27 protein-coding genes and 1 pseudogene are annotated in these 26,440 nt (G+C 72.3%); 19 read left to right on the top strand and 9 right to left on the bottom strand.

All coding sequences use genetic code 11. The features are described 5' to 3' along the window. The 4 genes from ABZ805_RS25515 to ABZ805_RS25500 form a co-directional block, all read left to right on the top strand. A partial coding sequence (locus ABZ805_RS25515; RefSeq protein ID WP_358445194.1) for a GGDEF domain-containing protein occupies window positions 1-593 on the top strand: 593 nt, incomplete at its 5' end. Window positions 594-851: 258 nt separating this feature from the next. Beyond that, on the top strand, window positions 852-3,824 hold the full coding sequence (locus ABZ805_RS25510; protein ID WP_358445191.1) for an LCP family protein: 2,973 nt from the start codon (window positions 852-854) through the stop codon (window positions 3,822-3,824). A 173-nt stretch (window positions 3,825-3,997) separates the two neighbouring features. After that, the gene (phoU, locus tag ABZ805_RS25505) at window positions 3,998-4,645 is read left to right on the top strand and encodes a phosphate signaling complex protein PhoU (protein WP_358445188.1); all 648 of its coding nucleotides are present in this window, start codon (window positions 3,998-4,000) and stop codon (window positions 4,643-4,645) included. Window positions 4,646-4,919: 274 nt separating this feature from the next. Continuing rightward, the gene (locus ABZ805_RS25500) at window positions 4,920-5,759 is read left to right on the top strand and encodes a helix-turn-helix transcriptional regulator (RefSeq protein WP_358445185.1); all 840 of its coding nucleotides are present in this window, start codon (window positions 4,920-4,922) and stop codon (window positions 5,757-5,759) included. A 55-nt stretch (window positions 5,760-5,814) separates the two neighbouring features. Here the strand turns inward: ABZ805_RS25500 and pstB are convergent, their stop codons facing one another. The 5 genes from pstB to mshD all read right to left on the bottom strand — a co-directional run bounded on the left by pstB (window position 5,815) and on the right by mshD (window position 10,907). Beyond that, window positions 5,815-6,591 carry a phosphate ABC transporter ATP-binding protein PstB gene (pstB, locus tag ABZ805_RS25495; RefSeq protein ID WP_358445182.1) on the bottom strand — a complete coding sequence of 259 codons (777 nt, stop codon included), beginning with the start codon at window positions 6,589-6,591 and terminating at the stop codon, window positions 5,815-5,817. A gap of 10 nt (window positions 6,592-6,601) precedes the next feature. Next, complete coding sequence (gene pstA, locus ABZ805_RS25490; protein ID WP_358445179.1) at window positions 6,602-7,516, bottom strand: phosphate ABC transporter permease PstA; 915 nt, start codon at window positions 7,514-7,516, stop codon at window positions 6,602-6,604. Then, a complete protein-coding gene (pstC, locus tag ABZ805_RS25485; RefSeq protein ID WP_358445197.1) occupies window positions 7,513-8,484 on the bottom strand; it encodes a phosphate ABC transporter permease subunit PstC in 972 nt (323 codons plus the stop codon). Before pstC ends, pstA begins: the two co-directional genes overlap by 4 nt. A 141-nt stretch (window positions 8,485-8,625) precedes the next feature. After that, a complete protein-coding gene (gene pstS, locus ABZ805_RS25480) occupies window positions 8,626-9,741 on the bottom strand; it encodes a phosphate ABC transporter substrate-binding protein PstS (protein WP_358445176.1) in 1,116 nt (371 codons plus the stop codon). Window positions 9,742-9,953: 212 nt separating this feature from the next. Continuing rightward, window positions 9,954-10,907, bottom strand: coding sequence for a mycothiol synthase (mshD, locus tag ABZ805_RS25475; protein ID WP_358445173.1), 954 nt, complete (start codon window positions 10,905-10,907; stop codon window positions 9,954-9,956). Between the two features lie 146 nt (window positions 10,908-11,053). Here mshD and ABZ805_RS25470 point away from each other — a divergent pair, with 146 nt between their 5' ends. Then, window positions 11,054-11,497, top strand: coding sequence for a hypothetical protein (locus ABZ805_RS25470; protein ID WP_358445170.1), 444 nt, complete (start codon window positions 11,054-11,056; stop codon window positions 11,495-11,497). Window positions 11,498-11,553: 56 nt separating this feature from the next. Here ABZ805_RS25470 and ABZ805_RS25465 read toward each other — a convergent pair whose 3' ends face one another. Then, entirely contained in the window at window positions 11,554-12,294 is a 741-nt protein-coding gene (locus ABZ805_RS25465; RefSeq protein ID WP_358445167.1) for a response regulator transcription factor, read from the bottom strand. A 193-nt stretch (window positions 12,295-12,487) separates the two neighbouring features. Between ABZ805_RS25465 and ABZ805_RS25460 the strand changes: the two genes are divergently transcribed. From ABZ805_RS25460 to ABZ805_RS25435, 6 genes and pseudogenes are all read left to right on the top strand, one after another. After that, window positions 12,488-13,240 (top strand): alpha/beta fold hydrolase, encoded by a 753-nt coding sequence (locus tag ABZ805_RS25460; RefSeq protein WP_358445164.1) that lies wholly within the window; start codon window positions 12,488-12,490, stop codon window positions 13,238-13,240. A gap of 164 nt (window positions 13,241-13,404) precedes the next feature. Further along, window positions 13,405-14,214 (top strand): LmeA family phospholipid-binding protein, encoded by an 810-nt coding sequence (locus ABZ805_RS25455; protein WP_358445161.1) that lies wholly within the window; start codon window positions 13,405-13,407, stop codon window positions 14,212-14,214. 494 nt (window positions 14,215-14,708) lie between these two features. After that, a pseudogene (locus tag ABZ805_RS25450) lies at window positions 14,709-14,984 on the top strand (thioredoxin family protein); the annotation flags it as partial. Window positions 14,985-15,391: 407 nt separating this feature from the next. Next, window positions 15,392-15,829: a DUF4395 domain-containing protein gene (locus ABZ805_RS25445; RefSeq protein WP_358445158.1), complete on the top strand. Its 438-nt coding sequence runs from the start codon at window positions 15,392-15,394 to the stop codon at window positions 15,827-15,829. 49 nt (window positions 15,830-15,878) lie between these two features. Then, complete coding sequence (locus ABZ805_RS25440) at window positions 15,879-16,724, top strand: sulfurtransferase (protein WP_358445155.1); 846 nt, start codon at window positions 15,879-15,881, stop codon at window positions 16,722-16,724. A gap of 1 nt (window position 16,725) precedes the next feature. Continuing rightward, complete coding sequence (locus ABZ805_RS25435) at window positions 16,726-17,031, top strand: DUF1416 domain-containing protein (protein ID WP_358445152.1); 306 nt, start codon at window positions 16,726-16,728, stop codon at window positions 17,029-17,031. Window positions 17,032-17,094: 63 nt separating this feature from the next. Here the strand turns inward: ABZ805_RS25435 and ABZ805_RS25430 are convergent, their stop codons facing one another. Further along, a complete protein-coding gene (locus ABZ805_RS25430; protein ID WP_358445149.1) occupies window positions 17,095-17,841 on the bottom strand; it encodes a methyltransferase domain-containing protein in 747 nt (248 codons plus the stop codon). 251 nt (window positions 17,842-18,092) lie between these two features. On the opposite strand from ABZ805_RS25430, the gene ABZ805_RS25425 reads away from it, so the two are divergent. Beyond that, window positions 18,093-18,734: an FABP family protein gene (locus ABZ805_RS25425; protein WP_358445146.1), complete on the top strand. Its 642-nt coding sequence runs from the start codon at window positions 18,093-18,095 to the stop codon at window positions 18,732-18,734. A gap of 55 nt (window positions 18,735-18,789) precedes the next feature. Here the strand turns inward: ABZ805_RS25425 and ABZ805_RS25420 are convergent, their stop codons facing one another. Further along, window positions 18,790-19,638: an aminodeoxychorismate lyase gene (locus ABZ805_RS25420; protein WP_358445143.1), complete on the bottom strand. Its 849-nt coding sequence runs from the start codon at window positions 19,636-19,638 to the stop codon at window positions 18,790-18,792. A 151-nt stretch (window positions 19,639-19,789) separates the two neighbouring features. Here ABZ805_RS25420 and ABZ805_RS25415 point away from each other — a divergent pair, with 151 nt between their 5' ends. The 6 genes from ABZ805_RS25415 to ABZ805_RS25390 all read left to right on the top strand — a co-directional run bounded on the left by ABZ805_RS25415 (window position 19,790) and on the right by ABZ805_RS25390 (window position 24,793). Then, window positions 19,790-20,251: a Fur family transcriptional regulator gene (locus ABZ805_RS25415; RefSeq protein WP_224958001.1), complete on the top strand. Its 462-nt coding sequence runs from the start codon at window positions 19,790-19,792 to the stop codon at window positions 20,249-20,251. Continuing rightward, window positions 20,248-21,411: a folate-binding protein gene (locus ABZ805_RS25410; RefSeq protein ID WP_358445140.1), complete on the top strand. Its 1,164-nt coding sequence runs from the start codon at window positions 20,248-20,250 to the stop codon at window positions 21,409-21,411. Before ABZ805_RS25415 ends, ABZ805_RS25410 begins: the two co-directional genes overlap by 4 nt. Window positions 21,412-21,532: 121 nt before the next feature. Beyond that, window positions 21,533-22,258, top strand: a complete 726-nt coding sequence (locus ABZ805_RS25405) for a 3-keto-5-aminohexanoate cleavage protein (protein ID WP_358445137.1) — start codon at window positions 21,533-21,535, stop codon at window positions 22,256-22,258. Between the two features lie 109 nt (window positions 22,259-22,367). Next, window positions 22,368-22,928 carry an aerial mycelium formation protein gene (locus ABZ805_RS25400; protein ID WP_358445134.1) on the top strand — a complete coding sequence of 187 codons (561 nt, stop codon included), beginning with the start codon at window positions 22,368-22,370 and terminating at the stop codon, window positions 22,926-22,928. After that, a complete protein-coding gene (locus ABZ805_RS25395) occupies window positions 22,925-23,884 on the top strand; it encodes an asparaginase (RefSeq protein WP_358445131.1) in 960 nt (319 codons plus the stop codon). Before ABZ805_RS25400 ends, ABZ805_RS25395 begins: the two co-directional genes overlap by 4 nt. 117 nt (window positions 23,885-24,001) lie before the next feature. Next, window positions 24,002-24,793: a methyltransferase domain-containing protein gene (locus ABZ805_RS25390; RefSeq protein WP_358445128.1), complete on the top strand. Its 792-nt coding sequence runs from the start codon at window positions 24,002-24,004 to the stop codon at window positions 24,791-24,793. Between the two features lie 145 nt (window positions 24,794-24,938). Here ABZ805_RS25390 and ABZ805_RS25385 read toward each other — a convergent pair whose 3' ends face one another. After that, window positions 24,939-25,808: a hypothetical protein gene (locus ABZ805_RS25385; protein WP_358445125.1), complete on the bottom strand. Its 870-nt coding sequence runs from the start codon at window positions 25,806-25,808 to the stop codon at window positions 24,939-24,941. 256 nt (window positions 25,809-26,064) lie between these two features. On the opposite strand from ABZ805_RS25385, the gene ABZ805_RS25380 reads away from it, so the two are divergent. Continuing rightward, complete coding sequence (locus ABZ805_RS25380; protein WP_184484381.1) at window positions 26,065-26,244, top strand: DUF3073 domain-containing protein; 180 nt, start codon at window positions 26,065-26,067, stop codon at window positions 26,242-26,244. Window positions 26,245-26,440: the final 196 nt, after the last annotated feature.

The raw sequence follows: 26,440 nt of genomic DNA, 5'->3' as shown, positions 1-26,440 counted from the left end.
AACACGCCGAAGCCCGCGAGCAGAGCCTCCGGGACAGCCTCACCGCCAGCTACAACCGCCGGTACCTCGACGAACGCCTCGCCGACCTGCTGGCCGTGGACGGGCCCGGCGGGCTGGCCGTCGGCCTCGTCGACCTGGACTGGTTCAAGCAGGTCAACGACACCTACGGGCACCTGCTGGGGGATCGGGTGCTGCAGCGCGTCGTGGACCTGCTGCAGGAGGCGCTGCCGTCGGGCTCGTTCTGCGCGCGCTACGGCGGCGAGGAGTTCGTGCTCGTGCTGCCGTCCATCGACGCGGCCCGCGCGGTCGCCGTGTGCGAGGCGGCCCGCATCCGCATCGAGCGGTTCCCCTGGACGCAGCTGGCGCCGGGGCTGCGCGTCACCGTGAGCATCGGGATGGCGCACGAACCGGACACCGGCCAGCACGCCTCGCCGTCCGCGACCGCCGAGCAGCAGCTCATCGGCGCGGACGCCCTGCTGTACGCGGCCAAGCAATCAGGCCGCAACGCGGTGGCCTACCGTTCGGCGAGCGAGGTCCACATCGCGGGCCTGGGCGCGGAGCGGCGCACCGGGGCTCGACTGCTCGGCTACTGAGAGCGATCTCGCCGGAACCGATGGTACCTACTCAGGGTGTATGCGCCGGTCAAGCGGCGTAACACAGTTGGGCGATCTGGCGCACGATCTCAGCGAATCGTGCACTGATTGTGAAGAAATTGTCGCCCACTATCGTCAGTTCGGGCGATCAGCCGTACTATCTCGGGAGCGTTAAGCGATAGGACTTCGGGGAGTCGACCGCTGACGCCCATACCGAACGACGACACCATCGATTGCGACGGTGGGGAGGGAACACGGGTGCCGCAGGACCCCCGGCATGGCCAGCACGGGCACCACAGTCCCCACCAAGACGGGGGCCCGGACGAGGACAACGCCCCCGAACAGCAGTCCGGGCGGCGCCGACGCGCGTTAGGCGACGACGGCACCGGCGGCACGCGGGTGTTCGATCTGCTGTCCAAGCACGGCAAGGCTCCCGGCGCGGGCACCGGCTCGCACCGCCGCGCCGCCGAACCCGAGAACCCCGACAGCGGCGGCGGACGCCGGTCGCGCGCGGCGCAGCCGCAGCAGCCCGCGCAGCCGCCCGTGGCGCAACCTCCCGCCGCGCAGCAGAGCGGTTCGCACCAGACCCCCCAGTCCGCGCAGGCACCGTCCCGCGGCCGCCCCACCCGCGGCGGCCCGCCGCCCGAACGGCGCTCCGACTGGACGCCGCCCGAATCGGCCTCGCGGCCGCCCACCGGGCGCACCCGTCCCGCCGCGCCGAGCCGTCCCGCCGGGGACGGCAGGCACTCCGAGCCGCACGGCCAGCAACCCGCCGCCCCGCCGAACCGGCAGGCGCCGCAGCGCCCGCAGCCGCAGCAGCCCCCGGCCGCGCAACAGCCGCCCGCGACCCAGCAACCCCCGGCCAACCAGCAGCCCGCCGCGCAGCAGCCGCCCGCCTCGGACGCGCAAGCCGCCGAGTGGTCGGCACCCCCGCGCCCGCCGCAGGGCCCCGCCGCCCGGCGCGGCCGCGGCCAGCAACCGCCCGCACCGCAGGAACCGCGCACCGGCGGCCACCGCTCCGCCGAACCGCCCGCCGACGCGCAGCCCCCGGGCCGCCCCGGGCATCCGCAGACCGGCAGGCAGCCCGCCCCCGGGCGCCCGCGGCCGCAGGACGCGCCGCGACGTCGCCGCCCCGACCCGCAGCAGGCCGCTGCCGGTGCGCTGGGCGCCACCCCGGACGCGGAAGCCACCCACATCGCCAAGGCGCTCTCCGGCGAACCCACCGCCGAACCCGAGGCGCCGCGCAGGCGACGCGAAGCCCCGCCCGCCGACGCGCAGCCACCGGCTCGCCCCGGCCGACCGGGACGGCCCGGCCGCCCCGCACCCGCGGCCACGCCTGCCGCCGAGGACCCCGAGGCGACCGCCGTAGTGCCCGCGGTGCCCGCCGAACCGGCGAACCCGCCCGCCGAGGCCACCAAGATCACCCGCGTCCCGGAGCGCCCGGCGCGCAGCGACGCCGCCGCCGACGAGACCGCGATCGTCGCGCCCGTCCCGGCCGCCGACACCGGCTCGGACGACGCGGACGAGGACCAGGACGACGCGGACTCCGCCGACGGCGGCGACAGCGACGAGATCCGCCAGATCGACGCGACGCTGGCCCGGTTCTCCGCGGTGCACGACGAGATCGCCATCGAAGAGGACGCGCGGCGCAAGAAGTACTCGTGGCTGTTCGGCATGCGCAAGGAGCCCGAGCTGGGCCGCGACATGCCGTTCGACTTCGTCGAGGGCCGCGACGCCGGTTCGTCCCGGATGGACTGGAAGAAGGAGCAGCGCAAGCGCCGCACCATCCGCATCCTCAAGGCCCTCGCGGTCGCCGCCGCGCTGACGATCTTCGTCGCGACCGGCATCGGCTGGAGCGCGAAGGCGTGGGTGGACGCGAAGTTCAAGGACGTCGCCGCGCTCGACCCGGGCTCCTCGTCGATCAAGGACATCTCGAAGCAGTCCGGCGACCGGAACTTCCTGCTGCTGGGTTCGGACACCCGCGCCGGGGCGACCGAGGCGGACGGCGTCGGCGACACCACCGACGAGCCGGGCGCCCGCGCCGACACGACGATGGTCGCGCACATCCCGGCGGACCGGAGCCGCGTGCTCGTCGTGTCCTTCCCGCGCGACCTGCAGGTGGACATCCCCGCCTGCGAGCGCTGGAACCCGGATACCGGCCAGTACACCGGTGAAGAGGCCGGTCCGCGCACGGCGACCAAGCTGAACGAGGCCTACGCGGTCGGCGGGCCGAAGTGCACCACCAAGGTCGTGCAGCAGCTGTCCGGCCTGTCGATCACGAACTTCCTGGGCATCGACTTCCAGGGCTTCCGGTCGATGGTGGACGCGATGCACGGCGTGGACATCTGCTCCACGATCCCGATCGTGGACGACAAGATCGGCGTGGTGCTGCCGAACGCGGGCCCGCAGACGCTGGACGGCACGCAGGCGCTGAACTACGTGCGCGCGCGGCACGTGCAGGGCGACCCGACCTCGGACTACGGGCGGATGCAGCGCCAGCAGCTGTTCCTGTCCTCGCTGCTGCGCAAGGCGATGTCCGGGCAGGTGCTGATGGACCCGCAGAAGCTCGGCGGATTCGTGGACGCGGTCGCGGCGAACACCTTCGGCGAGAACGTCGGCACCGACCAGCTGCTGGAGCTGGGTCGTTCGATGCAGGGCATGGACGCCGGGAAGATCACGTTCATCACGGTTCCGACCACCGGCTACGCGAACGACGAGGGTCGCGAGGAGCTGGATCCGGAGGAGGCCGCCGCGCTGTTCCGGGCGATCATCGAGGACGCTCCGGTGTCGCCGCGGCAGGCGGGCGTGCCCGGCGCCGCGGGTGGCGCGGGTCCGGCGTCGACGAGCCCGGTGTCGTTCGGCGGCGCCGCCACGGCGAAGCCGTCCGACGTGCCGGTGCGGGTGATCAACGCCGCCGGCCGGGACGGGCTGGCGGGGCGCACCGCCGACGAGCTGGGCGCGGCGGGCTATCCGGTGGCCGGGTCGGAGACGGTGTCCGAGGAGAGCGAGCGGACCGTGGTCCGGCACAGCGCGGCGAACGCGGCGGCGGCACGGCTGCTGGCGTCCGCGGTGCCGGGGGCGACGGCCGTGCAGGACGACGCGGCCGGTGGTGAGCTGCGGCTGGAGCTGGGCACCTCGTACACCGGTCCGGTGCAGGCGGCGGGCGAGCAGCAGGCCCAGCTGCCGACGGATCTGAGCACGGTGAACGCCGGCTCGGACGTGTGCGGCTGAGAACACCGGGCTATTTGTCCGCTTTGACCCGTTCACCGCTTGTTGCGCCCGGAAGTGCTCTGATCGAATGGTGACGTCTGCAATACCACTCGAACGGGCCCATCATGGTCCGTTCACCGGCGATTCACCAGCGTGCGTCTTGTCCGATTCTTCCCGGAAGTAAGGTGACCGGCATGCGTGAGGTCTACCAGGAACAGCTCGGCGATCTCGCCGAGGAGCTCGCCTCGATGTCGACCATGGTCGGAACGGCGATGGAGCGCGCCACGAAGGCGCTACTGGAGGCCGATCTGACTCTGGCCGAACAGGTCATCGAGGAGGACGTGCACGTCGACGAGGCCCGCGCCCGCGCCGAGGAGCAGGCGTTCGGCCTGCTCGCCCTGCAGGCGCCCGTGGCAGGCGACCTGCGCACCGTCATCTCCACCATCCACGCCGCCGAGGACTTGGAGCGGATGGGCGACCTGGCGCTGCACGTCGCGAAGGCGGCCCGCCGCAGGCACCCGCAGCCGGTGCTGCCGGAGCCGGTCCAGGAGTACTTCGCCGAGATGGGCCGGGTCGCGGTGGACCTGTGCGGCCGCGCCGCCGCGGTGATCCGCTCCCGCGACATCGACGCCGCCCGCGACCTGGAGGCCGCCGACGACGCCGTGGACGACCTGCACCGCCACCTGTTCACCGTGATGATGAGCTCCGAGTGGTCGCACGGGGTGGCCGCGGCGGTGGACGTGACGCTGCTGGGCCGGTTCTACGAGCGGTTCGCCGACCACGCGGTCGCCGTCGGCCGCCGCGTCGTGTTCACCGTGACCGGGAGCATGCCGACCAGCTGAGCCGGGCTCGTTCCGCAGGCCCGCCGTGTCCCTCGTTCGAGGGGACTTCGGCGGGCCTTTTCACGCCATCAGGTCACGCGGCGTGTCCACCGCTGTTCGGAGGGCCGCTGAACTGGGAGAACAGGACCCGAAACGGCAAACGACGTATTAATACTCGGTCTCACCAGTCGTTGGGGCCGAATGCCGTATGCGAAGGTTCGTGCCGTGACCAGCACCGACGCCTCGCCCCTCGCCGCCGTCCCACCGGAGGCCGAGGGTGCATAACAGTCCGACCGTGCACCGCCGGCGCCTCGGCGGTGAACTGCGCAAGCTGCGCGAGTCCGCGGGCCGCACGCACCGCGAGGTCGCGGCCCACCTGGACTGCTCGCAGGGGAAGATCAGCCAGATCGAGCTGGGCCGGGTCCCGGTGCGCACCTCCGACGTGCGGTTGATGGCCGAGTTCTACGGCATCACCGGCGACCGGATCGACGAGCTGATCGAACTCGCCCAGGGCTCCAAGGAGCGCGGCTGGTGGCAGCGGTACCCGACGACGGCGCAGCGCCCCGGCTTCGAGACGCACCTCGGGCTGGAGACGGCGGCGAAGGCGGTCAGCTGCTTCGGCGCCGACCCCATCCCCGAGCTGCTGCACACCGCCGAGTACTCCACCGCGCTGTTCGGCGCCGAACTGCGCCCGCCCGCCGAAGCGGACCGGCAGGAACGGCTCACCGTCACCACCACCCGGCAGCAGCGGCTGCTCGGCGCCGAACCGCTGGAGCTGTGGGCGGTGCTGGACGAGGCCGCGCTGCGCCGCAGCGTCGGCGGGCCGGTGGTGATGCGCCAGCAGCTGGAGCACCTGGTGCTGATGGGCTACCGGCGGAACGTGACCATCCAGGTGCTGCCGTTCGCGCACGGCGGGCACCCGCTGATGGGCGAGCGGATCTCGGTGTTCTCGTTCCCCTCGGACGCCGACCCGCAGGTGGTGCACGTCGGGGACTCCGCGAGTTCGCGGTTCCTGGACAAGCCCGCCGACACCGGCGACTACCTGACCGCGTTCGAGAAGGTCTGCGGCATCGCGCTGCCCCCGAAGGAGTCCAGCGCCTACATCTCCGCGGTCGCCGACGACTGGAAGGCCTGAGGACGAGCGGAGCCCGCCCCGGCGGTGCGGGACGGGCTCCGGTCGTGGCGCTCGATCAGCCGAAGCGGCCCGAGATGTAGTCCTCGGTGGCCTTCTGGCTGGGGTTGGAGAAGATCCGCCCGGTCTCGTCGATCTCCACGAGCTGGCCGGGTTCGCCCACCGCGCGCAGGTTGAAGAACGCGGTCTGGTCGCTGACCCGCGCCGCCTGCTGCATGTTGTGCGTGACGATGACGATCGTGTACTCCTGCTTCAGCGTGGAGATCAGGTCCTCGATCGCCAGCGTGGAGATCGGGTCCAGCGCCGAGCACGGCTCGTCCATCAGCAGCACGTCCGGCTGCACGGCGATGGCCCGCGCGATGCAGAGCCGCTGCTGCTGACCGCCGGAGAGGCCGCCGCCGGGCTTGCCCAGCCGGTCCTTGACCTCTTCCCACAGGTTCGCGCCGCGCAGCGCCCGCTCCGCGACCTCGTCGAGGTGCTTCTTGTTCTTCTCCCCGGCGAGCTTCAGCCCGGCCACCACGTTGTCCCGGATGGACATGGTGGGGAACGGGTTGGGCCGCTGGAAGACCATGCCGATGGTGCGGCGCACCTGCACCGGGTCGACGTGGGCGCCGTAGATGTCCTCGCCGTCGAGCAGCACCTTGCCGTCGACGCGGGCTCCCGGCACGACCTCGTGCATGCGGTTCAGCGACCGCAGCACGGTCGACTTGCCGCAGCCGGAGGGACCGATGAACGCGGTGACGCTGCGGGCCGGAACCTGCAAGGTCACGTCCTGCACGGCGTGGAACTTGCCGTAGTACAGGTTGAGGTCCTTGATGTCGAGACGCTTGGCCATGGGATCCGCCCTACTTGGTCTTGACGGCGAACAGCCTCGACAGCAGCGACGCCACGAGGTTGATCAGCATGATGACGAGAACGAGGGTGAGCGCGGCGCCCCACATGCGGGCGTCGCCGGCGGGGGTGCCGGTCCCGCGCTCCATGAAGATCGTGAGCGGCAGGGACGCGAGCTCGCCGCCGAACATGTCGTAGCTGATCGAGCTCGAGTAGCCGACGAGGATCAGCAGCGGCGCCGTCTCACCGAGCACCCGGGCGAGGCCGAGCATGACGCCGGTGAGGATGCCGGACAGCGCGGTGGGCAGCACGACCTTCACGATCGTCTTCCACTTGGGCACGCCCAGCGCGTACGAGGCTTCGCGCAGCTCGTCCGGGACGATCAGCAGCATCGTCTCGGTGACGCGCACGACCACCGGCACCATGAGCAGCACCAGCGACAGCGCCACCGCGAACCCGCTCCGGCTGAAGCCGAAGGTGGTGATCCACAGCGCGTAGATGAACAGGCCGGCCACGATCGACGGCAGGCCGCTGAGGATGTCCACCATGAAGGTGGCGACCTTCGCGAACCGCGAGTTCTGCCCGTACTCGATCAGGTAGATCGCGACGAGCACGCCCAGCGGCACCGAGATGACCGCGCAGATGAGCCCTTCGAGCAGGGTGCCCGCGAGCGCGTGGTTGATGCCGCCGCCGAAGTCGGTGGGCAGCAGGCCGTTGAACGAGTGCGTCCACCAGGTGCTGCTCAGCACCGGGGCGAGCCCGCGCTGCAGCAGGGTGATCAGCACCCACAGCAGCGGGACGACGGCGATCAGGAACGCCGCGGTGAACACGGTCGTCGCGAGGTGGTTCTTGAACTTCCGGGCGAACCCGAGGTGCTGGAACGCCGGGGGTGCGGCGGGGCGCTCGACGTCAGCGGCGTTCGTTGTCATGACTTCCCCTTACCGCTGGCGCTCTCGATCCACCGGGCGAGCGCGTTCACCGCGAAGGTGATGACGAACAGCACCAGACCGGCGGAGATGTAGGCGCCGACCTGCATGTTGTTGTTGAACTCGCCGGAGCCGAGCGCGATCTTGGAGGCGAACGTCGCGCCCACGTCGAAGAGGCTGAAGTTCGGCCCGCTGTTGACCGTGCTGAGGATGACCGTCAGCGCCACGGTCTCGCCGAGCGCGCGGCCGAGGCCGAGCATCGAACCGCCGATGAAACCGTTGCGGCCGAACGGCCACACCGTCGTCCGCACGACCTCCCAGCGGGTGGCGCCGAGCGCCTGGGCGCCTTCGATGTGCGCCTTCGGCGTCCGCTGGAACACCTCGCGGGTGACGCCGGTGATGGTCGGCAGGATCATCACGGCGAGCACGATGCCCGCGGTGAAGATGTTCATGCCGCTGTCGGCGGGCGCGTTGCCACCCGCGAAGATCGGGATCCAGCCGAGGTTCTGGTTCAGCCAGAGCGCGACCGGCTTGAGCACCGGCCCCAGCACCAGCACGCCCCACAGGCCGTAGATCACCGAGGGCACCGCGGCCAGCAGGTCGACGATGTAGGCGAACGGGCGGGCCAGCGACGGCGGCGCGTACTGGGTGAGGAACAGCGCGATCCCGCACGCGATGGGCATCGCGAAGACCAGCGCGACCAGCGAGCTCGCCACCGTCACCCACGCGAGGTCGGCGATGCCGAAGCTCAGCTCGTTCGGGTCGGAGGTGTCCCACACCCGGCTGAACAGGAAGTTGACCTGGTTCGCCTGCAACGAGGGCACGGCCCGGATCAGCAGGAAGATCCCGATCGCCGCGATCAGCGCGACGACGAAGATCCCGGACCCGGTCGCGAGGGACTGGAATGCGCGGTCCCCGGCGCGGACGACCTTCTTCGGTTCGTCCGCCGGGGGCGCTTCGGGAGCGGAAATGACGGCCTCCGGTCCGGAAGTGGATGCCGAAACGCCCGTGCGGGCACCGGAGGTTCCGGTGCCCGCCGGGCGCTGGTCGGCTCTTGTCGAGTCGTTCACTGCTTCGTGCAGCCTCTCACTGGTGGAGGGGATTCCGGGGCGTCACGCGATCGCGCCGACGGCGCCCAGCACCTTCTGCTTGAACGCTTCGGGCAGCGCGACGTACCCGGCCTGCTCCAGCTGCGCGGCGTCCGCGTTGGCGGCGACGGTCAGCACGGCCTTCACGGCCTTGGCGGTCTCCGGGTCGTAGCCCTTCGAGCAGACGATCTCGTAGGTGTTGAGCACGATCGGGTAGACGCCCGGCTGCTTGTTGCCGTAGATCGAGTCGAGGTCGACCCGCAGGTCGTGGCCTTCGCCTTCGACCTTGGCGCCGTCGATGGCCTTGCCGACGTTCTCGGTGGTCAGGTCGACCGGGCCGGCACCGCTGTCGATCTTGGCGATGCCGAGGCCGAGGTTCTTCGGGAAGGACCACTCGACGTAGGTGATGGCGCCCGGGGTGGCCTTGACGGACTGGGCGACCTGGTCGCTGCCCTCGCGGCCCTGGCCGATGCCCGGCCCGGACTCGAACTGCTTGCCCTCGCCCTTCCAGGCGCCGCCGGTGGCGGTGCTCAGGTATTTCTGGAAGTTGTCCGAGGTGCCGGACTCGTCGGAGCGGAAGAACGGGACGACCGCGAGGTCCGGCAGCTGCTTGCCCGGGTTCAGCGCGGCGACCGCCGGGTCGTTCCAGTTCTTGATCTGGCCCTGGTACATCTTCGCGATCACGTCGGCGTTGAGCACCAGGTCGTCGACGCCCGCGACGTTGTAGGACACCGCGATCGGGCCGAAGACCATCGGGATGTTCCACGCCGGGTTGCCCGCGCAGCGCTCGGCGGCCTTGGCGACCTCGCCGTCGGCCTCGTCCAGCGGCGAGTCGGACCCGCCGAAGTCGATCTGCCCGGCGGTGAAGGCGGCGACGCCCTTGCCGGAGCCGGACTTGGTGTAGTTCAGCTGCTGGCCTTCGCAGGCCATGCCGTAGTCGCGGGCGAACACGTCCATGGCGTTCTTCTGCGCCGAGGAGCCTTCGGCGGAGATCGGCTTGGTGCCGCACTCGACGTTCAGCCCGGCCAGGGCGGGGTTGGCGCCGCCCTGCGGAACGTTCTGGTCGGTGCCGCAGGCCGACAGCACGAGCGTGCCGGCCGCGAAGAATCCGAGCGCAGCGCTGTGCCGCTTGATCTTCACTTCGTTCCTCCAGATCAGGGAAACACCGTGGGCGCGGCACGCTGCCGCTCGTCCCCGAACGCTAAGCAGTAGGAGTGGATTCGCGCCATGCAGCGGGTGAACGTGAAGTGAACAAGGCACGCTAAGTAAGCAGCGCCACGTTCCAACGGGTGATCGGCCACCATCTCGTGATCCAGGCGTTCGCAGTCGGTGATCCGGACGAACGTCGCGGATCACCGCCCGAACTGCACGTCCAGATCGGTGCGCTCGAAGCCGAGCCGCTGGTAGACCTTGATGGCGGGCGCGTTGTCGCCCTCGACGTAGAGCAGCACCTCCGCGCAGCCGATTTCCCGCAGGTGGTGCAGTCCGGCCGCCGTCAGCAGCTTCCCCAAACCGCTACCCTGCGTGTCCGGATCCACTCCGACGACGTACACCTCGCCTTCGCCGCCCGGGTGCACCTTCGTCCAGTGGAAGCCCAGCAGGCGGTCCTGCGCGTCCACTGCGAGGAAGAAGCCGGTCGCGTCGAACCAGTCCTCCGCCTCCTTCTCGCGCAGATCCGCCTCGCTCATCGCGCCCTGCTCCGGGTGCCACCGGAACGCTCGGTGATTGACCGCGACGACGGCGGCCTCGTCGGAGCCGGGCCGGAACGCGCGGATCGACACGCCCTCGGGAGCCGCGGCCGCGGGCAGCTCGGCGTCGGCGAGCCGCAGGCCCATCCGCCACAGCTCGCGCGGGCGGGCGAAGCCGAACCGCTCCGCCAGCCGCAGCGCGCCCGGGTGCTCGCCGTGCGACCAGATCCGCAGCCGGCCGGTGTCCTCGCCCGCACCCTCCAGCGGCAGGTCGGCGCGCTCCAGCAGCGCCCGCACCAGCCGGGTGCCGACACCTCCGCGGCGTTGCGCCGGGTGCACGGCGAGCTCGGCCACCAGCAGGCCGTCCGCCTCGTCCGCGGTGTCCAGGTGCGCGTAGCCGAGCAGCTCACCCGCCGCCGAGCGCACCACGAAGTGCTCGGACCGCACGTCCGCCTGCACTGGCTCGATCTGCTGCGCCACGTCGCGGTGCGCCCGCAACCGCATGAGCACGTGCTCTCCCGCGGGCGCCACCCCGTCGGCCTCCGCGGCCGCGTCGAGCAGTGCCACCACCTCGGCCACCTCGGCCTGGTCCAGTCCGTTCCGCCACGTCAGCTGCACGGGCCCGACGTTACCCACCCGACCCCGCCCAGCACACGTGACGAACCCGGCACGGCACCCCGGACGACGCCGAAGCCCGCGCCCGCCCGGATCTCGTCCGTACCCTGCGAAGTGCACGACGACTGGTGAGGACTTGGGCGGAACCGATGGCCAGGACGAGGATCGGCACGACGATGCTGGTCGTCACCGCGGGGGCATTGCTGTCCTCGCCGTCCTCCTGCGCGGGCGGTTCCGGACCGTCGAACCCCGCGTCGGCCGAGCCCTCCGCCCCTGAGCCCGGGAGGAGGGCGGACCAGTCCGTCCTGGGCGTGGCGGATGCCCGGGAATGCCCGGTATCCGTGGTCCAGCGGGCCTCGGACGCCCCGGTCGCCGAGTTCACCGTCCACGGCCTTCCCGGCGATACGTTCTCGTACCGGATCGAGAAGGTCGACGGCTCGGTGCTCACCGGCACCAGCGGGGAATTCGCCCCGGTGCAGCGGGAAGCGGTGTTCACCACCGGGGTCCCGAACGCCGAGATCCGAAACGTGACGATCTCCGCGCACGGGCGAACGGGGATCGCAGGCACCTGCCGCATCACGTCGATCAGCTGACAGGCCGAAACCGCCCCCGCCGCTCGGAGCGGTGGGGGCGGTTCGGCGGTGGCGGCTCAGGAGTGGGCGGCGATGATGGCTTCGGCCGCTTCGACCGCGCCGGAGGTGGCGGGCTGCTGCGGCGGGGCGGAACGGGCGGGGCGGACGAACTTGTAGCCCACGTTGCGCACCGTCCCGATCATCGAGTCGTACTCGGCGCCGAGCTTCGCCCGCAGCCGCCGCACGTGCACGTCGACCGTGCGGGTGCCGCCGAAGAAGTCGTAGCCCCACACCTCCTGCAGCAGCTGCGCGCGGGTGAACACCCGGCCCGCGTGCTGCGCCAGGTACTTGAGCAGCTCGAACTCCTTGTAGGTGAGCTCCAGCGCCCGGCCCTTCAGCCGCGCCGTGTAGGTGGCCTCCTCGATCACGAGGTCGCCGACCGACAGCGAACCGTCCGCGGCGGCGCTCTCCCCGGCGCGGCGGGTGGTGAGCAGCCGCATCCGGGCGTCCACCTCGGCGGGGCCGCTGGTCGGCAGCAGGATCTCGTCCACGCCCCACTCGGCGCTGATCGTGACCAGACCGCCCTCGTTGACGATCGCGATCACCGGGGCGTCCCCGGCGGCGAGGACGCGGCACAGGTCCCTGGCCCCGGCCAGGTCGGTGCGGGCGTCGACGAGCACCACGTCGTGGGCGCCTGCGGAGAGGATCGCTCCGGGATCGGGGGGCAGGACGCGCACCCGGTGCGGCAGCAGTGCCAGTGCGGGCAGTGCTGCTTCGCCGTTCAGATCGCTGGTCAGCAGCAGCAGTTCGGAACTCATGTGGGGTGCCTCCCGTCCCAGGGCCATCACCGAAGCGGCGGCTCGCGGAGGCCGCCCGGACGGCGCGACAGGCCGGACGACCCGGCTTCGTTGCCTGTGGATGCCGAGCACAATACCCCTCATGAGTACGAAAACCCCAGGTGAACCGGACGGCATCACATTTGTGAAGGCGCTGCGAACCCGTGTTGCGCCGATGTTTCGTCCCACGCCGATCACGCTCACGACCGCGGACGGAGTGCGGTTGCGCGGGCAGTACCTGACCGGTGCGGGCGGCGGCGGCACCGCGTTCGCCGTCGGGCACGGCTTCACCAACCACGTCCGGAAACCGGCGGTGCGGGCGGTGCTGCGGCGGCTCGCCGAGCACGGGCCGGTGCTCGCGGTGGACTTCCGCGGGCACGGCCGCTCGGGCGGGACCAGTTCGGTCGGGCCTGCCGAGGTCGCGGACATGGCGGCGGCGCTGGCGCGGCTCCGCGAGCTCGGGCACCGGCGGGTGGTGAGCATCGGGTTCTCGCTCGGCGGCGCGGTCGCGCTGCGCCAGGCCGCGCTGGCCGCACCGGCGGAGCGGCCGGACGCGATGATCTCGGTGAGCGGTCCCGCGCGCTGGTGGGTGCGGGACACCCCGGCGATGCGGCGGGTGCACTGGCTGCTGGAACAACCGCACGGGCGGTGGGCGGCGCGGCTGCTGGGCGTGCGGCTGGGCGACGAGTGGGCGGAGATCCCGGCGTCGCCGATCGAACTGGCCCCGCTGCTCGCGCCGACCCCGGCGCTGCTGGTGCACGGCACCGACGACCACTACTTCCCGGTGGCCGACGCGGAGGCGCTGCACGCGGCCGCGGGCGGCGAGCTGTGGCTGGAGCAGGGCATGCGGCACGCGGAGAGCGCGACCACCCCGGAGCTGGTGGACCGGATGGCCCGCTGGGCCTGCGCAGCGGGCGACCGCTGCTGACCGGCCGCTCCGCCGCTGCCGGGGGGCGGGGCGGACGGGCGTTCCGGTGGTTGTTGTCCAGCACACCTGTCGGCGCCGACCGGTCGGGTGCGAAGGTGAACCGCGGCGGATCACCCCGACCACGCCCGATCCCGACCCCGCCCCCGACAGAACGGACGCCTGCGGTGAAGAAGCTCGTCGTCACGCTGCTCCTCGTCCTCGGCCTGCTGGTCGTCGCCGACTACGGCGCGGCGTCGGTAGCCGAGTACCAGGTGTCGCAGCAGGTCCGCGACCAGCTGAAGCTCGACGAGGACCCGTCGGTGCGGGTGCACGGCTTCCCGTTCCTCACCCAGGCCGTCGCCGGGGACTACCGGGACGTGGAGCTCGCCGCGAAGGCGGTGCGCGTGGGCCAGCTCAGCGAGCTCGGCGTGGAGGCGAACCTGCACCACGCGCGGGTCCCGCTGAGCGACGTCGTCGGCGGCACCGCGAACGAGATCCAGGTGGACGAGCTGGTCGGGCGGGTGAAGCTGAAGGCCTCCGACGTGGGGCGCTTCATCGGCATCACGGACCTGACGATCAACCCGGCGCCGAAGGACGCGCTGGACGAGCCGGCGGACGAGGCGAACGAGGGCTCCAGCGGCACCACCGGCACCGGGGCGAGCGATCCGAGCCGCGCGACGGTCGCGCTGGACGGATCGCTCGACATCGCGGGCAACGACGTGCGGGTCAAGGTGATCGCGGTGCTGTCGCTGCTCAACGGCCAGCTCAAGATCGAACCGAAGAAGCTGGACATCGCCGACCAGGCGCTGTCGGACATCCCGCTCGGCGACGTGTTCGAGAAGTCGATCCTGCAGCAGTTCACCACCACCATCGACCCCGGCGTGCTGCCCTTCGAGGTGCGGCCCACCGCGGTGCGGGTGGAGCGGGGCGCGCTGGTCATGGAGGGCACCGCCGAGGACGTGACGATCGGCCAGGGCGGGGTGACCACCGGATGACCGGGTGGGCGGTGCTGCTGGTCGTGGTCGCCGCGACGCTCGCGTTCGGCTTCTGGTGGCGCTCCCGCGAAGGACGGGTGCGGCCCGCGGCGACGAGCGGTCGGCTCGGGACCGCGGGCGCGCAGCGGGACGGCGCGGCCGGGACCGGGACTGGGACCGGAAACGCGGCGACGCCGGCGGGCATGGGGAAGCCGGCAGACCCGGAGAACTCGGAGCGCCTGGAGTCCGTGGAGCACGCCGCGGGCACCGGTGAGACCGAGAGCACCGACGAAACCGCGGGCTCCGCGACAGCCGTGGGCTCGGCGGACGGCACGCCGCAGGACCGCCCGACCGGCGCCGAACCGGCCGGGGGAGCCGCGACCGCGGACGGCCCGGTCGAGGACGACCCGGTCGAGGACGGCTCCGGAACCGGGAAGACCGGCGCCCCCGCCCGCGTTGCACCCGACGTGTCCGATCACCTGCCCGACGGTCTGCGCACCCGGCTCGGCGACCTCACCGGCGCCGGGGTGACGCTGCTGCAGCTGTCCACCACGTTCTGCGCGCCGTGCAGGCACACCCGCATCCTGCTGGCCGACCTGGCGCAGCGCACCGAGGGGATGCGGCACGTCGAAGTGGACCTCACCGACCACCCCGAGTGGTCGACGCCGCTGCGGGTGCACCGGACGCCGACGACGCTGGCGCTGGACTCCACCGGGCGCGAGCTGTTCCGGGTCGGCGGCGTGCCCCGCCGCGACGAGCTCACCGCCGCGCTGCGGCCGCACCTGCCATGATCGCCCGGATGCTGGGAAACCCGCCGGGGCCGATGTCCCGAGCTCTGCGCGACCCGGCCACCACCTCCCGCGACACCACCGGTGAACTGCGGTTTTCCACACGCGGGACGGCGCATCGGAGCACGAGGTGCGTCTCACCCAGTGAACGTTCTTCCCGCCGATCGGCCGAGGCGGGTAGCCTCCGAGCCGTGCGCGTACTGCTGACCCGACGGCGCGCGGTGGACTTCTGCCGCGTGGGCAGCAGCCTGTGTCCGGAGTGCTGACCGGGCGGTGAACGATGCGCGCGGCGCTCGCAGGGGAGATCGTCCCCGCGCAGCAGCCCGCATCCCGCACCGCCGGCCGGACCGGGCTTTCAGCCGGTTCCCGAGCTCCGGTCCACCCTGTCGGTCCAGCTACGGAGGATGCCCATGCCCGCCACCCTCGACCCGCGCGGAGTCCGCTTCACCGCCGCCATCACCTGCGTGATCCTGGCCATCGGCCTGGTCACCGGGAGCTGGCGGGTGCTCGCGGTCCAGACGGTGCTGTTCGCGCTGTGCGCCTTCGTCGGCATGGGCTTGAACCCGTGGGGCGCGGTGTACCGCTCAGCGGTGGCGCCGCGGCTGCCGGCCATCCCGCAATCGGAGCGGGAGGACCCGGCGCCGGTGCGCTTCTCGCAGGGGGTCGGGTTCGTGTTCGCGGTGGTCGCCACCGCCGGATACGCCCTGGAGTGGACCGTGCTCGGCACGGTCGCCAACGCGCTGGCCCTGGTGGCGGCGCTGCTGAACGCGGCGTTCGGCTACTGCCTGGGCTGCCAGCTGTACCTGGTGCTGCGCCGGTTCGCCCCGGCGAAGCAGGAAGCCCGCTGACGGGCCCGCAACACACGTGCAAGGAACGGAAACGAGAAGGAGTCGCTCGATGAGCCGTGCAGAGGTCCTGGTCTCCACCGATTGGGCCGAACAGAACCTGAACACCGACAAGGTCGTGTTCGCCGAGGTGGACGAGGACACGACCGCCTACGACGGCGGCCACATCCCGGGCGCCATCAAGCTGGACTGGCGCAACGACCTGCAGGATCACGTGCGCCGCGACTTCGTCAGCCGGGAGGGCTTCGAGAAGCTGCTCTCCGCCAAGGGCATCTCGAACGACGACACCGTGATCCTCTACGGCGGCAACAACAACTGGTTCGCCGCCTACGCGTACTGGTACTTCAAGCTCTACGGCCACTCGGACGTGAAGCTGCTCGACGGCGGGCGCAAGAAGTGGGAGCTCGACGGCCGCCAGCTGGTCAAGGACGAGCCGAACCGCGGCGCCACCAGCTACCAGGCGCAGGAGCCCGACACCTCGATCCGCGCGTTCCGCGACGAGGTCGTCGACGCGATCGGCGCCAAGAACCTGGTGGACGTGCGCTCCCCCGACGAGTTCGCGGGCAAGCTGGTCGCGCCCGCGCACCTGCCGCAGGAGTCGGCGCAGCGCGCCGGGCACATCCCGCAGGCGGTGAACGTCCCGTGGAGCAAGACCGCCAACGAGGACGGCACCTTCAAGGCCGACGAGGACCTCAAGAAGATCTACGCCGAGGCCGGGCTGGACGACTCGAAGGACACCATCGCCTACTGCCGCATCGGCGAGCGCTCCTCGCACAGCTGGTTCGTGCTCCGCGAGCTGCTGGGGCACGCGAACGTGAAGAACTACGACGGTTCCTGGACCGAGTACGGCTCGCTGGTGGGCGTGCCGGTCGAGAACCCGAGCCAACAGGAGGCGTGACATGAGCCTGGACGGATGCGGTGCGCCGCAGCAGGGGGCGACGGCCGTCGCCGAGGACACCGATCAGGTCGTGGTGACCGGCAAGGTGCGCTCCGGCGCGGCTCCGGTCGGCGGCGCGTTCGTGCGGCTGCTGGACGCGAGCGGGGAGTTCACCGCCGAGGTCGTGTCCTCGGTGGACGGTGACTTCCGGTTCTACGCGGCTCCCGGGTCGTGGACGGTGCGCGCGCTGCACCGCGACGGCAAGGGCCAGTCGGACGTGTCCGCGTCCGGTCCCGGCGTGCACCCGGTGGACATCGCGGTCGCCTGATCCCGACCGCTCTCCCGGAGGGCCGGTACCCCGCGCGGGTGCCGGCCCTCCGGTGCGTTCGGGTCAGACCTTCGTGGAGCGCAGCAGCGCGAACGCCCGCTCGTCGCGGTCGGCGCGGCCCGGTTCCGAACCTTCCGCGCAGCCCACGGTGGTGAACTCGACGACCTCCCAGCCGGTGCGCGCGAACAGCCGCTTCAGCCCGGTCTCCGAGAAGATCCAGAAGTTGGTGGCGTCGCCGTTCGCCTCCGCCGGGTCCAGCAGGTACGCCACCGGCTGGTCCTGCAGCGGCGTGCCGTCCGGCGCCTGCCGCGCGACCCGGGTGGACAGGAAGCACAGCTCGGCCCGCCGGGCCAGCGCCTCCAGCACGTAGAACGGGTTCTTCAGGTGGTACAGCAGCCCCAGGAAGAACACCGCCCCGTAGTGCTCCGCGGGCAGCGCGAACTGCGAGTCCAGGTCGATCTCGTGCACCTGCACCTCGGAGGACAGCTCCTCGACGAGCCGCCGCGCCCCGCGCAGGCCGTTGAAGTTCGTCGGCGGGTTGTCCACCACGTCCACCGAGCAACCCAGCTCGTGCTCCAGGAAGAACCCGAAGTCGCCGTCGGCGGCCCCGATGTCGGCGATCCGGCTGCCCGCGATCCGGTCGAACACCTGCCGCTGCGGGCCGGTGAGCAGCCGGTCCAGGTGGAAGATGTTCGCCATCGTGTCGTACGGGTACCAGTCGAACTCGGCGGGAGCGATCTTCTCCTTGCGCGCGAGCAGGTCCTCGCGGAAGGCCAGCGCGCGCTCGCGCAGCGTGTCGAAATCGGTCATGTCGGCCCGGATCCCCCCAGTTCTGGCGGTCAGCTGCCTGCGAATCATGCCCGACGCCACACCCCACGCGGTGCGCGCGGTGGTTATCCTTTGCGCGTGGAACTCATACCTTTCCTGCACTACGGCCTCGTCACGCTGCTCGGCATCGCCACGGTGATGGTCCTGTGGTTCGCCGGGTACGTGCTGTACCGGCTGTACAACGACTGACCCGCTCCGGTTCGCGAGCCGGTGGCGCGGGTAATCTCCGCACGATGAGCACGACGTCCAACCAGCCGGAGCCCGGCAGCGGTGACGCGGCGGTGCAGGCCGCAGCGGAGCGCGCCGAGAAGACCCGGTCCCGCAACGTTCCGTCCTTCGACGACCTGCCCGGCGTCGGTGACACCGCGAACCTCCGCGAGGGTCCCGACCTGAACAGCGCGTGCCTGATGCTGCTGCCGCTGGTCGGGGTGTGGCGCGGCGAGGGCGAGGCGTCGCACCCGTCGCTGGACGAGAGCTACCGGTTCCTGCAGCAGGTCACCTTCGCCCACGACGGGCGCCCGTTCCTGTACTACGAGAGCAGGGCCTGGCGGCTCGACGGCGAGGGCGGTTCCGTGGTGGAGCCCGCGTTCCGCGAGGTCGGCTGGTGGCGGCCGCAGCCGGACGACTCGATCGAACTGCTGCTGGTGCACAGCTCCGGCGTCTCGGAGATGTTCTTCGGCCAGCCGCGCGGCAAGACGACGTGGGAGCTGTCCACGGACGCGGTGATCCGCACCCCCACCGGCGAGGACGCGACGGCGGCGAGCCGGCTCTACGGCGTCGTCGACGGGTCGCTGGCCTACGTCGAGGAGCGCGCCACCTCCGAGCACGAGCTGCAGCCGCGGCTGTCGGCGAAGCTGGAGCGCATCGTCGGCTGACGCCCCCTGATCACGCACGTGCCCCGCGGTCGCGCACCGCGGGGCACGTCGCGTTTCAGTACAGCGATTCGTAGAGGTCGACGAGCTCCCGGTTCAGCTCCGCGTCCACCGGCAGCGGGGTCTCGTCGAGGGAACGCACCGGGGTGACGAGCCGGACGCTGGAGGTCATCCACACGCCGTCCGCGGCGCGCAGCTCCGCCAGGTCGAACGGTTCGACCCGCGTCTCCCAGCCGGCCTTCTCGGCGGCGCGGAACAGCGCGCCCTGCGTGGTGCCGGGCAGGATGCCGCTGCTCGGCGGCGGGGTGCGCAGGGTCCGGCCCTGGGCGATGACGACCGCCGAGGTGGGGCCTTCGAGCACCGATCCGTCGGTGGCGGTGAAGATGACCTCGTCGGCGCCGCGGCGTTCCGCTTCGCGCAGCGCGGCCATGTTCGTCGCGTACGACAGCGTCTTCGCGGACAGCAGCAGCCAGGGCGCGCGTTCCTTGAGGTCCGGCGCGATCCCGCGGTCGAGGGCGACGGCGGAGACCCCGTCGCGGCGCTTGCGCAGCGTGTCGGCGCCGACCGGGGAACCGGTGGCGAAGCCGGTGGGAATGCCGTCGCCGCCGTCGATGCCGCGGCTGCACACGAGCTTCAGCGCCATCTCGCGGTCGGTGTCCCAGGGCCACGCGTCGATCACGGCCTGGGTGGCGCGCTCCCACACCTCGCGCGGCGGGGTCGGCAGGTCCAGCAGCGCGCCGGAGCGCTCCAGCCGGTCCAGGTGCGGGCCCAGCTCGCGGGGTTCGCGCGCCACCACCAAGATCGTTTCGAAGATTCCGTCGCCGCGGGTGACCGACAGGTCGTCGGCGCGCATCAGCGGCGCCTCCGGGTCGGCCAACGTCCCGTCCAGCAGTGCCAGTACACGCATACCCGCAGCCTAGGCGCCCTGCCGCGGTCCCGTCCCGCGCAGGGGTGGCGGTGCCGGCCGGCCGCGCCGAGGGGGAGTTCGGGCACGGCCGCCCCGGACGCGGGGCATACGATCGGAGGTGAGCCGCCGCCTTCGAGCACAGGAGCCAGCAGTGGGTGAGAAGGGATCGCTGCGCACCACACTGCACCGGCACGGCCTGCGGGTCACCCCGCAGCGCCAGCTGGTGCTCGACGCCGTGCGCGAACTGGGGCACGCCACGCCCGAGCAGGTGTGCCGCCAAGTGCGGGACACCGCGCACGCGGTGAACATCACGACGATCTACCGTGCCCTGGACGTGCTGGAGGAGATCGGGTTGGTGCGCCACACCCACCTCGGGCACGGCGCTCCCACGTACTCGGCGGATGAGCACGAGCACGTGCACCTGGTGTGCCACCGGTGCGGGGAGATCGACGAGGTGCCGTGCGACCTGCTCGACGACCTCGCGGAGCTGTTGCGGCGGCGGCGCGGGTTCGAGCTGGACGCCACGCACCTGGCGCTGTCGGGGACGTGCCGCGCGTGCCGCGGCCCCGAGGGCGCCGACCATCCGGAGCGCGCGGTCGAGGAGACACGATGAACTCACCCCTGCTGGAGCTGCCCGGAGCCGTAGCGGCTCCTGAGGAGGCCTCGCTGGACACCTCGCTCGACGTGGGGGTCGCGTGGCACTTCGGCGACCCGTTCGCCGAGCAGCGGTCGGCGACGCGTTCGGCGGTGGTGGTGGACCGCTCGCACCGCCGGATCATCGCGGTGCCCGGCGAGGAGCGGTTGAGCTGGCTGCACCTGGTGCTCTCGCAGCACCTCACCGAACTGCCCGAAGGCCGGGGCACCGAGGCGCTGGTGCTGGACAGCCAGGGCCGGGTCGACTGCCACCTGCTGCTCGCGCACCACGACGGCGTCGTCTACCTGGACACCGAGGCGGACGCGCAGGCGTCCAGCGCGCTGCCGTCGATGGGCGTGGACGGCAAGCAGCCGCTGCTGGAGTACCTGGAGGCCATGCGGTTCTGGTCGAAGGTCGAACCGCGCGACGCCTCGGACGAGTTCGCGCTGCTGAGCGTGCTGGGCCCGGACGCGGTGGACCTGCTCGGCAAGGCGGGCGTCACCGGGGTGCCGACGAAGCCGTACGAGGTGGCCGGGCTGCCCGGCGGCGGGTTCGCGCGGGCGGTGCCGTTCCGCGGGCTGTACACGGTGGACCTGGTGGTGCCGCGCGAGTCGCTGGTGGACTGGTGGACCCGGTTGACCGATGCGGGGGTGCGCCCGGCGGGCACGATGGCCTACGAGTCGCTGCGCGTGGAGGCGCTGCGGCCGCGGGTCGGCGTGGACACCGACGAGCGGGCGATCCCGCACGAGCTGGGCTGGATCCACACGGCCGCGCACGTCGCGAAGGGCTGCTACCGGGGCCAGGAGACGGTGGCGAAGGTGCACAACGTGGGCAAGCCGCCGCGGCGCATGGTGCTGCTGCACCTGGACGGTTCGGTGGAGATCCGCCCGGAGACCGGTGATCCGGTGTGGCACGGCGAGCGCAAGGTGGGCCGGGTCGGTTCGGTGGTGCTGCACCACGAGCTGGGGCCGGTGGCGCTGGCGCTGCTGAAGCGGACCGCGCCGGTGGACGTGGAGCTGGTCGCGGGCGAGGCCGCGGAGGGCCGGGCGGTGGCCGCCGCGGTCGATCCGGATTCGGTGCCGCCGGACACCGGTGAGCCGCCGGGGCGGATCGCGGCGCAGGGGCTCCGCGGGCGCTGACCCGGCGTTCCCCCGACCGGCGACCACACTGGGTGATGCTGATGGATTTCGCCACCCGGTCGGGGGACATTTGACGGATCGGAACAACTGCGCGGCGCCGCGGATGTGCCAAGATCACCCCATGACACGGTCGCCGGAACCGACGGGCGCGGTCCTCGCCGTCGCCCCGGCCCGACCGGACCGCGACGAGTCCGGTGCCGACGCCGTCGCGCGGTTCGCCCGCACCGCGGCGGACTGCGCCCGCGTCGGCGCCGCCGTGCTGGACCTGGTGCCCGGCCCGGGGATTCCGCTCGCCGATGCGGTGCTGGCGGTGCGCGGGGCCGGGCTGCTGGCCCGCGTGGCCGCCACTCCGGACACCGCGTCCGCCGAGTTGCTCTCCTGCGGCGCGGACGCGCTCTGCGCCCCGCTGAACGCTCCTGCCGAGTTCCTCCGCGAGCTGCGGGCGGGCGCGGCGGAGCGCGGAACGGCGCTGCACTTCCTGGCCCGCGGCGCGGCCGAGGTGGCGCTGCTGCGGGAGGTCCCGGAGCCCGCGCACGTGGTGGTCGTCCTCACCGACGACGGGCCCGGCGCGGTCGCCGCGTTCGCATCAGCAATGGATCAGGTGCCCGCGGGAACCGGCCGCACCGCCGCGGGCGTCGGACCCGCCGGGTTGCCCGTGCTGCTGACCGCGCTGGCCGGTGGTGCGCACGTCCGTATCGGACGCGGCGACACCCCGGACTACGCGCCGGGGACGCCGGCCCGGGACGACGCGCAACTGGTCGCCAGGGCCGCGGGCGTCGCGAAGATCGCGCAGCGGCCGCCGCAAGCACCGGGACGAGCCGCCGAGCTGCTCGGGATCAAGACGTGATGCGGGGGCACTTGCAGGACATGCACACTGGACGCACCAGCCGCACCGGCCGTCACGATGCCGCCAGGGCATCGGGTGCCGGTGGGCACGATCGACGGAGGATGGGCACGTGATCGAAGTCCGCCCCGGTGGGCGCCGCCGGATCGACCGGGTCCTGGACCCGGCCTACGCCGACGGGATCGAGCAGCTCGAGCTGGGCGAGGTCCGCGAACTGCGCGATGAGGCCGCCCAGGAGGAGACCGACCTGTCGTACCTGCGGCGGATGCTGCACGCGCGGATCGACATCGTGCGGGCCGAGCAGCGCAGGCGTGCCGAGGACGGCTCCGCGTCGGTGGTGGAGCAGCTGGTGAACATCCTCTCCGACAACGCGGTCGGCCCGGCCACCGGTTCCGGGCGCTACCAGACCACCGAGCCGTCGCGGGCCGAAGCGCACCGCAGGCACGTGGAGGCGCTGGTGTCGGACGTGGACCTGTCGAACGTGACCTCGTTGACGGACGCCAAGCTGGACACCGCGCTGGCGGCCTACACCGGCGAGGAGGACTCGGTCTCGCAGCGCCGCCGCGAGGTGCAGGCGGTGGTCGACCGGTTCAACGGCGAGATCGCCCGCCGCTACCGCGAGGGCGCCGCCTCGGTGGACGACCTGCTGGCCGCCGAGCGGGACCGTCGTTGACCGCTCCCGTCCCGCTCGTCGAGCTGGTGCGCGGCGGGCTGCGCGAAGGCGTCCACTTCGGATCGGTGGTGCTGCTGGACGCCGATGGTTCGGTGCTGCGCTCCGCCGGTGACGTGCGCTCGCCGATGTTCCCGCGGTCCACGGTGAAGCCCGCGCAGGCGCTGGCGATGCTGCGCGCCGGGCTGGACCTGCCGGACGACGCCGACCTGGCGCTGGGCGCCTCCTCCCACAACGGGGAACCCGGGCACGTCGAGCGGGCGCTGGCGGTGCTGCGGCGGCACGGCCTGGACGAGGACGCGCTGCGCTGCCCGCCGGACCTGCCCGGGCACGAGCCGACCCGCGAGCGGTGGCTGGCGGCGGGCGCGGCGCCCAGCAGGCTCGCGATGAACTGCTCCGGCAAGCACGCGGCGATGCTGGCGACCTGCGTGCAGCGGGGCTGGCCGGTGGAGGGCTACCTGGATCCGGCGCACCCGCTGCAGCGGGGCGCGCGGGACGTGCTCGCCGAGCTGTCCGGCGACTCGATCGAACTGACCACTGTGGACGGTTGTGGCGCACCGCTGTTCGCGATCTCGCTGCTCGGGCTGGCCAGGACGTTCCGCGGCGTGGTCACCGCGGGCGGCGACGCGGGCCGGGTGGCGGACGCCATGCGCGCGCACCCGTGGCTGGTCGCGGGCACGGACCGGGACGACACCGCGCTGATGACCGCGATCCCGGGGCTGCTGTCGAAGATCGGCGCGGAGGGCGTGCTCGCGCTGGCGCTGCCGGACGGCCGCGCGGCCGCGGTGAAGATCAGCGATGGCGCCGCGCGGGCCCGCGGCCCGGTGGCGGTGGCGGCGCTGCGCGCGTTCGGCGTGCAGGTCGCCGGGGACGAGCTGGACCGCATCGCCGAGCAGCCGGTGCTCGGCGGCGGCGAGCAGGTCGGCGTGCTGCGGTTCGTCGCGGGCGCTCTGGACTGAGCAGGAACCTCCCGTCCGCCCGGTACCCCCGCGGGGCGCCGGGCGGACTTGTCGTGCGCGCAGACCCGGACGTAGGCTCATATTCTGGAACTCATTTCCCAATATGTGGGAGCTACGATGGCTCAGGACGTCTACACGCACGGGCACCACGAGAGCGTGCTGCGCTCGCACCGCTGGCGGACCGCGGAGAACTCCGCCGCCTACCTGCTCGCGGACCTGACCCCCGGCGCCGCGGTGCTCGACGTCGGCTGCGGGCCCGGCACGATCACCCACGACTTCGCCGAACGCGTCGCCCCCGGCCACGTCACCGGCGTCGACAACGCCGCCGAGATCGTCGAGCAGGCGAGCGCGAACGCCCCCTCGAACACCGCGTTCCAGGTCGCCGACGTGTACGCGCTGCCGTTCGCGGACGCCGCCTTCGACGTGGTGCACGCCCACCAGGTGTTGCAGCACCTCACCGACCCGGTCGCGGCGCTGCGCGAGATGCGGCGGGTGTGCAGGACCGGCGGGATCGTCGCCGCCCGGGACGCCGACTACGCGGCGATGACCTGGTACCCGGAGGTGCCCGCGCTCTCCGACTGGCTCGACCTGTACCAGCGGGTGGCGCGCGGCAACGACGCCGAACCGGACGCCGGGCGGCGGCTGCTCGCCTGGGCGCGCGAAGCCGGGTTCGACGAGGTCGACGCCACCGCCTCCGCCTGGTGCTTCGCCACCGACGCGGAACGCGCCTGGTGGGGCGGGCTGTGGGCGGACCGCGTGCGGGACTCGGCCTTCGCCGCGCAAGCCGTCGACCGCGGTCTGGCCACCGGCGCCGAACTGGACCGGCTGAGCGCGGCGTGGCGCGAGTGGATCGACGCCGACGGGTCCTGGTTCGCGGTCCTCAACGGCGAAATCCGCTGCCACCGCTGACGATCGGCATCCGGTCGGCGGCGCGGCGGCTGAGCGGCGATCCCGGCCGCGGGTTGCTCGGCGGGCGAGGACGGCGCCGTCGCCTGTGGAGCCACCGGCGCCGACGACCCGTGGAGCCCCCGAACCGGACCTGGACCGGGACCGGTCAGTTGTAGCGTTCGCGGGCCGCGAATTCGGACCAGAAGTCCCGCAGCGCCTCGTACCGCTCCCCGACCTCCACCGTGTCGCCGGCTTCCATCGCGTCGACGATCGCGTGCACGTCCTCCGCCGAGGTGTCGGCGTCCAGGTCGCTGTCGCTCATCATCTGCACCAGGCCGCCGTAGTCCAGCTCCACGGCGGAGTGCGGGTGGAACCGCTCCAGCCAGCGACCGGTCTCCCGCAGGATCTTGGTGGGCCCGCCGTCGCCGATGGAATCCCGCGCGACCGAGTGCGCCCGCGCCACCCGGCGCCGCGCGTCGGCCATCGCGACCCGCCAGCACACCCGGCGGGTGCCGTCGGAGTTCGACGCCTCCCGCTCGACGGGGTCGACCAGCACGAACCACGGCAGCGGGACGGTCCAGGTGGAGGAGAGCACGTGCACCGCGTTCTCCGCGAGCTCGCTGACGACCGCGCTGGCCTGGCTCTTCGCCTTCTCCACCGGCAGCGACAGCACCGCGGAGCGCAGCGGCGGCTCGGCCGCGCCGAGGAAGCCGACGAGCGCCGCCGCGGACCTGCCGCGCAGGTCCAGGGGGCACACCAGCGGTCCGGGTCCGACGGTCGCGGCGGGACCGCTCGGCACGGACTCGGGGTCGAGCGTCAGGACGTCGCCGGAGCGCGCGTCGGTGCTCTCGTCGGGCAGCAGCTTCGGCGGCGCCGACACCTGGGTGCGCAGCCACTGGTCCTGCTCCCTGGTGGCCGCGACGGTCGGTTCCAGCGCTCCCCGCTCCAGGGTGGCGGCCAGCTGCTCGCGCAGCGGGGACTCGATCGACGACAAGGGTTCGTACACCCTCAGGTAGGCGACGAACGGTTCAGGCACGCGAGTATCGTGCCATGCGCCCCGATGGTGCCTTCGGCTGCCCGCGTTGGACGGCGAGCCGCGGGCCCCCGACGATCGCGGACCGCCGAGCCACGATCTGGGGGGAAGGTCACGCGCGACACGGACACTCTCCAGGAGACCACGTCGCGTAGAACCGCATCGGCACGGTACGGTAGTTACAGGAAAAGTTGTCGAGATCATGCGGGGTCGCCGTTCCCCTGGCCACCCCGCACACCCTGCGCGAGGGGGTCGAGCCATGGGGCGCGGCCGGGCTAAGGCCAAGCAGACGAAGGTGGCCCGCGAGCTGAAGTACAGCTCGCCCACCATGGACGTCGATGCATTGCAGCGGGAGCTGTCCACGGAACCGCCTGGCGAATGGTCCGAGGAGGACCGCGACGACACATACGACGACGGGTACGACGACTACCGGCGTTGACGGCACGTGCACACCGGGTGGACGGCTTTCGCTTCGTCCACTCGGTGTTCTGTGTCGCAGGTAGCGTCGTTGCACCCCCGGAGTCGTGCCGTGGGCGAGAGGTACCCGCTGGTCGGTCCTGTCGAGATCGCCCGGTCGGGGCGGCTGCCCGGGAAGGGCGGGCCCAGGGGCGGACACAGAGGGAGGTGAAAACGGG

Origin of the sequence: Saccharopolyspora sp. NPDC047091, from assembly GCF_040643635.1 — a bacterium.
Classification (GTDB): domain Bacteria; phylum Actinomycetota; class Actinomycetes; order Mycobacteriales; family Pseudonocardiaceae; genus Saccharopolyspora_C.
Note: the sequence above shows the minus strand (reverse complement) of the source record. Positions and strands in the feature narration are given on the sequence as shown.